The organism is Terrisporobacter muris (genome assembly GCF_024621905.1).
GTDB lineage: Bacteria > Bacillota > Clostridia > Peptostreptococcales > Peptostreptococcaceae > Terrisporobacter > Terrisporobacter muris.
This window is the reverse complement of the sequence record NZ_JANKBY010000209.1, coordinates 1-6,382: the sequence shown is the minus strand read 5'-3', so window position 1 is coordinate 6,382 and position 6,382 is coordinate 1. Positions and strand designations below refer to the sequence as shown.

Genomic DNA, 6,382 nt, shown 5'->3' with positions numbered 1-6,382 from the left:
GCTTTTGATATATTTTCTACCATTTCTTTACTTGATTTAATTTTTTCTAAATGAATTTCTGTTGCTTTTTCGATGGCTAATCTTTTAGTAGCTTCCTCTTCTTTAGTTTTTTTATAATCTCTTCTAGATTCTACTACCATTTTAATTACATCTGATGTGTCATTTGAATTTAAGTTATCCAAATTAAAACAACCATTTCTTTTATTTGTTTTCTTATTATTATCTATTATCTCACCTTTCATATTAACTCCTAAACATATAATTTATTGATATCACCATATATATCTAAAATATTCTTTGTTTCTTCATTTATAAGTCCATTTTCTGTAAGTATTGGTGCTTTTATTATCTCTTTCATACAACTTATAAATTTACATGATTTGATTATTACTTTTTTCTCATCATTAGTGCATTCATTCATGTTTATCTTTCCATCTTTACATCTATAATCATTTATGCCTTTTAATACCCAAAGTATCTCTCTTGAATAAATAGTCCTAAATTTTTCTAATGTATTATATATCTCATCAACTCTTATATTTACAGAATCTTCCAACCAACTAATAGTTCCTTCTATTTTTCCTACTTCTTCTCTAATCTGACAATAATATCTAGTAGCTTCTGTTAGTTTTTTTTCTGAGTTTTGTGCATATTTATGAGACATAATTATAGCTGTTGGAACTAAAGATATTCCACCTAACATAACTTGACCTCCAGCCATACCTGCACCTCCTGCTTTAACAGCACCTCCACCCAAAGCTGCTAATGTAGCTCTCTGTGCTGCTGCTCCACTAAGTGAAGATATCGCTGTCCCTGTAGATGCAACACCAAAATTTGCAACTAAACCAGTAGTTAATGATGACATAGCTACAGATGTGCCTAATCCATCTAATGAACCTCTAGCTAGTTTTGATGCCTCTATAGATGTTTTCTTAACTTCTTTTATTTCTTCTGGAGTGAAATTAAACTTGAATTTAGATATAGTAGTCTCTGTTTGTTTTATATTTCTAATTTTTTCAATTATAGCTATAGACTCCATTATTTCATTTGCATATATATTTATCTTTAGTTTATTTAAATTTTGCATCTTATCTATAGTTTTCTTTTGAGCTTTATCTAATTTATTATTACTATCTTTATATATATTCTTAGCTTTTGCTATCTTTTCATCAGCTTCTATACTATTTGAAAATCCTTCTATTGAAGTCATACCACTATATGTAAGTCCTGCACCAACAGTTGCTGCTCCTAATGCTACTGTTGCCGTAGTTGTCACCCCTACTACTCCTGCTCCTGTTGCTAATGTAGTACCTAATGCTGTTCCTGCTCCTATTACCGCTGTTCCAATAGTTGAAGTAGCTGCTGCTGTACCTACCGCTGTGGCTGCTCCTGCTACTGCTGTCCCTGCTCCTGCTACTGCTGTTCCCACTGCTGATCCTGCTATTGCACTACCTGCTGCGGTTGCCGCTCCTGATACTGCTGTTCCTACTGCTGTTCCTGCTATCGCACTTCCTGCTGCTGCTGCTCCTGCCGCTACTGTACTCGCTGCTGCTGCCGCTGCTGGTAGCACTACTGGTGCTGCTACAACTGCTACTGCTGCTCCCCCAACACATGCTAAAAATTTACCTAATTTCCCCATGTTAATCCTCCTATAATTTAATACTTTTAAAATCTTTTCTCAAATCTAGGACACATTTGATTTGGCGTTTTTTCAAAATGTGCAAAATCCTTAGGATACATACATTTAGCTTTCTTAGTATTGTCATACTTAAAAAAGGTTCCTTTATCATGAACTACATATCCTAATCTATAGCCATCCCAATGTAAACACATTGCACATAACTTATTATTTTGGCTACATAGTTTCCACATAAACATCCTCCTATTTTATACATCTAATCTTATTTAAAATATTATTTATGTATGTAACTCATAAATAATATTCTTTCATTTAATATAATAAATCATAATACATGTCATATTTTGTAATTTATTGTAACTTAATCATTTATTTTTTCTTGATGTAGTAATATATAAGCCATGACTTATTTCATTATCTACAAAAGAAAAGACCACATTGAATATCACTTCAACGTGGTCTTTATATACTATAACTTCTTTAACGTAATCTCCTATAAATTTTTTACATTCAGGTAAATTTCTTGTTAATACGAATTCTTTAAATCTACCAAACATCTTTCTAATTTGATACTCTGTTACAAGTACCTCTTCACCATCTGCTCTTTCTATAGCTAACTCATTTATCTTCAAATCTAAGTTTACCTTGACTTGTTCTAACTCATCTAATTTCTCTTTCAACATATTATTTACTATTCCATTCATAATAGCATTTAATATATTTTCTATCTCCTTATTAACTTTGGTAAGCTTATTTCTAAGGCTATTTAACATTTCTTCATTACTATGATTCTTATCTTGTAACTTCTTATTTAATTCCTTACTTAAAACTGGTATTGCATTGTCATTTAATACATGTTTTTCTAGTTCTGTTAGCACAAACTCTTCTAATTCATCTCTTCTTATTTCCTTATTATCACATTCTCTCTTTTGCTTTCTACACCCACATCTATATGAAATATAGTCATTCCCATAAGAATCTTTTCTCTTATTACCTTGAAATGCATGTCCACACTCCCCACATTTAATTAGTCCAGTTAATAAATATGTTGTAGTAGCTTTATTCATTCCAGGGGCTCTCTTCCTCTTTTGCATCATTTCTTGCACTTGATCAAATACTTCTTTATCTATTATTTGTGGCATACCTCCCTCAACTTTAATTATTTCTTCCTCACTTTTTTGTTTATGACCATTTCTTTTTCCATTGACACCTTTTCTTTGAGTCTTATTAAATACATATACCCCTGTATACTTCTCATTACTTAATATTCCATGTAAACTATTTTTACCAAACTTATTACCTCTTTTAGTCTTATATCCTAATTCATTCAATTCATCAATTATATTACTATATGAATATCCTTTTACATACATATCAAATATAATTTTTACTGCTTTAGCTTCTTCTTGATTCACTGTATATGTTTTATCATAAGCTACATCATACCCTAAAGGTGGATCACCACCATTATGCTTAGATTTCAAAGCATTCTCTCGTTGCCCTTTAGCTACTTCTCTCGCTAAATTGGCTGAGTAGTACTGAGCCATACCCTCAATAACTGACTCTAATATGAGACTCTCAGGTGAGTTATCAAGATTTTCCAGTACACTGACTACTCTAATTCCTTTTAGTTTTAACTTCTGCTTATACATAGCTGAATCATACTTATCTCTAGAAAATCTATCTAATTTATGTACTATAACCATAGATATTCCTGTTGTATCATTCTCACAAAACTTAATCATCTCTTGAAATTGTGGTCTATTTGCAGATGTGGCTGATTTAGCCCTATCTGCAAATATTTTTACTACTTGAATATTATTTTTATCACAATATTCATTGATAGCTCTTACTTGTGCATCTATTGATTCATCTCTTTGATTTTCACTAGAGAATCTTGCATATACTACTGCTTTTACTAATGACATATCTACATTCTCCTTAATACTTATATATATATTCAAAAGACTTCTATAATTTTTAAAAGATTAATAAACTCTTATAAATTTAACTTCATCAACATATTTGGGAATTAATCTCTTTACTATTTTAATAACCTCATTTTTTCTGTTATCTAAACCATTTATATAATCGTCAATTAAGTCTTTTCCCTTACTCTCATTTTTAATCTTATTTATTTCAAAATTAATAAGATTATCAAGTGATATAAGCCAACATATTCTTTCATGTAAATTTACTATATCATTAATAAGATTGAGCTCATAATTATCTATTCTCTCAATTTGTTCTTTGCTACATACATTCTCATAGCAACCTTGATTCTCTTTGTTATTAATCATATATTGCTTTATTTGTTCTAATTTATTATCAATCATCTTTTTCTCTCCTTTTGTCTATTATTAAAAAAGGAATTACAAGTGTTTGTAATTCCTTTTCCTTTAAATACTTAATATTTTATTATCCCATCATAATTAAATAACTCTTTAGTAAATTTAACATTTTCCATTACTTCTAAATCATTCTTTACCTGTATAAACTCTTTATTATCAAAAGGTGAAAAATCAAATTTAATACTAACACCTTCAATATTTATACTCTCAATATATTCAATAAATGAAATCAATAACATCATATAATCTCCCCATCGTCCAAAGTAGAACCTTTTATTTGGAGCAAATTTAATTATATATGATCCTGGTGGATATTCTATATACTTAGGTTTTATATCTAAAATATCTATTATATCTTCTATTTGTAACTTAGGATCAAAAATTTCAACCCATGCATTAAAAGTTAAAAAACTTTTACCTTTATACATGAATAATTCCTTATCTATATAATTTTTGCAGAACATACTTACTATTTCTCTCTTTGTATCACCTTGAGAACTTGTAATATTAATACCTGACTCATCTATTACTGTATCTATATCATCTTCTGTCAAATCAAAATACTTCTTATCAATTACTTTCGGAGTATTTTCCTCGACTTTTCTATATACTACTATCTTATTTGGTATATGCACTTTTATATTGGTTAACTCAGAATATCTTTTACCATTTTTATCAATAGAATGAACTATATCTCCATATGCGATTGCCCCATTGAAATCTTCTGTTGTTAGATTTTCTTTATTAAGTATTTTCTTTGCTTGTTCTATTATCTCATTAACTAACTTTACATTATTTATTTCTTCTTTTGTATAACATTTGTGATAATGTTTTGATCCACATACACCATTATTCTCTAAGTAAGTCATAGGAAATGATACAACAAATTCATGCTCTCCTGTAAAATTATTTATTCTTCCCTGTAACCACCAATCTAGTTGTAATTTTACACTTCCCTCAGGATCTAATACATTCTTATTTGTTGACATAATTACATTTCTTCCATCTATACCTAAGTTAATATCTATTTCTTCTACAGTATTTTCTTTTTCATATTCTTTAATCCTTTTCATCCAAGATAGTATTGCTTTTTTTCTTCTTCAGTTAATGCTTTATTCATATTTTTCCTCCTAAAATTAATGTTTTATAATAAAAGGAACTGTGTAATTTACAGTTCCTTAGGTTAACTTATATATTTTTAATAGTATTTTTAACTATTACTAATTTGACGTTTATAGATAATTAAGCTTGTGATAATATACCTTCCCAATCATACTTCAGCATTAAATAACTCTTACGTAAAAATAATATTACCATCCATATTTTCTTTACTATCCTCTATTAATTTTGTAATTTCCAAATCACCAAATGATTATCAATTGATAATATATAATTATATTATTTACTAATCATATTTATTAAGACTTCTAACAAGCTCTTTTTAATAACCATATTCCTAGTAATGTCATTACTTTCTATAGATACATTTTCATATTTCTTTGAATACAAATCAGTTCTAGAAATAGTAACCTTATAATTATTACTCAAGTTTAACACCTTCCTATTTATAATATCTATTTTAAATACTCTTTATTTCATCTATATACTTACCATTTAGTACCATTAAGTAAAAATATGCTACTTAATCTCAGTAATATAATGAATATCACTTCCATCTTTTTGAGAATAAGTTTTTATTTTGATTGTCGCCTCCTTTCCAATTAATAACTGTTTTAAATCTATCTTTCCTCTTGGAATATAACCAAGTACACTTGATAGCAATCTTTGTAACTTTCTATTTTTATTAAATGGTATATCTTGTCTACATGTATATATCGCTTCTTCAGTACAATTTGAGTCATTATCTTTTATTAAAAACTTAAATCTAATTTCATGGTATTGTTCTTGCCTATATACATCCTCTTTAAATACTAATGACATAGACTCTATTCTCCCTTTTAACCAAACATTTTCTGGTAAAATAAATCCTTCATTTGTTATGAATGAATATGTATCGAATATACTAGGCTCTCTTGTAAACAACTCACTTCCATCGTAATCTACCTCTTCAAACTGATCCTTTACTTCTGTATTGTTTAATTTATTTTCTATCATAATTCAGACTCTCCTTATTATCTAATATTTTATATATTTATATTTTTTCTGTATAAGTGAACTAACCTTAGTCTCTTCTTATCTCCATCCACAGGTACTAATTTCTTAGGTTTTAGTTGATTCGTTTCAGTTTTTATCATTCCCTTACCCTTTAAGTTTTTTAGTAATGAGTCTATAGTCATATTCAATGACTCATTTCTTTTTTGTAGGAATAAATTTATTTCAGCATAAGTTGTTGCATCATGAAGATAAATAAACTCTTCATCTTTATATCCAA

9 protein-coding genes are annotated in these 6,382 nt (G+C 28.4%); all 9 read right to left on the bottom strand.

The genetic code is table 11. The annotated features are described in order from the left end of the window. The coding region (locus NSA58_RS13980) for a hypothetical protein (protein ID WP_257560597.1) at nucleotides 1–242 on the bottom strand (242 nt) is incomplete at its 3' end. Between the two features lie 8 nt (nucleotides 243–250). Next, nucleotides 251–1,639, bottom strand: a complete 1,389-nt coding sequence (locus tag NSA58_RS13975) for a hypothetical protein (RefSeq protein ID WP_257560596.1) — start codon at nucleotides 1,637–1,639, stop codon at nucleotides 251–253. Between the two features lie 26 nt (nucleotides 1,640–1,665). Beyond that, entirely contained in the window at nucleotides 1,666–1,872 is a 207-nt protein-coding gene (locus NSA58_RS13970) for a hypothetical protein (RefSeq protein ID WP_257560595.1), read from the bottom strand. Nucleotides 1,873–2,004: 132 nt separating this feature from the next. Continuing rightward, a complete protein-coding gene (locus tag NSA58_RS13965; RefSeq protein WP_257560594.1) occupies nucleotides 2,005–3,567 on the bottom strand; it encodes a recombinase family protein in 1,563 nt (520 codons plus the stop codon). Nucleotides 3,568–3,627: 60 nt separating this feature from the next. Next, nucleotides 3,628–3,975 (bottom strand): hypothetical protein, encoded by a 348-nt coding sequence (locus NSA58_RS13960; protein WP_257560593.1) that lies wholly within the window; start codon nucleotides 3,973–3,975, stop codon nucleotides 3,628–3,630. Between the two features lie 71 nt (nucleotides 3,976–4,046). Beyond that, nucleotides 4,047–5,063, bottom strand: a complete 1,017-nt coding sequence (locus NSA58_RS13955; protein WP_257560592.1) for a hypothetical protein — start codon at nucleotides 5,061–5,063, stop codon at nucleotides 4,047–4,049. A gap of 325 nt (nucleotides 5,064–5,388) precedes the next feature. Continuing rightward, a complete protein-coding gene (locus NSA58_RS13950) occupies nucleotides 5,389–5,538 on the bottom strand; it encodes a hypothetical protein (RefSeq protein ID WP_257560591.1) in 150 nt (49 codons plus the stop codon). 90 nt (nucleotides 5,539–5,628) lie between these two features. Continuing rightward, the gene (locus NSA58_RS13945) at nucleotides 5,629–6,105 is read right to left on the bottom strand and encodes a hypothetical protein (protein WP_257560590.1); all 477 of its coding nucleotides are present in this window, start codon (nucleotides 6,103–6,105) and stop codon (nucleotides 5,629–5,631) included. 29 nt (nucleotides 6,106–6,134) lie between these two features. Further along, nucleotides 6,135–6,382, bottom strand: a 248-nt coding sequence (locus tag NSA58_RS13940; RefSeq protein WP_257560589.1) for a hypothetical protein, incomplete at its 5' end; no start/stop codon positions are given.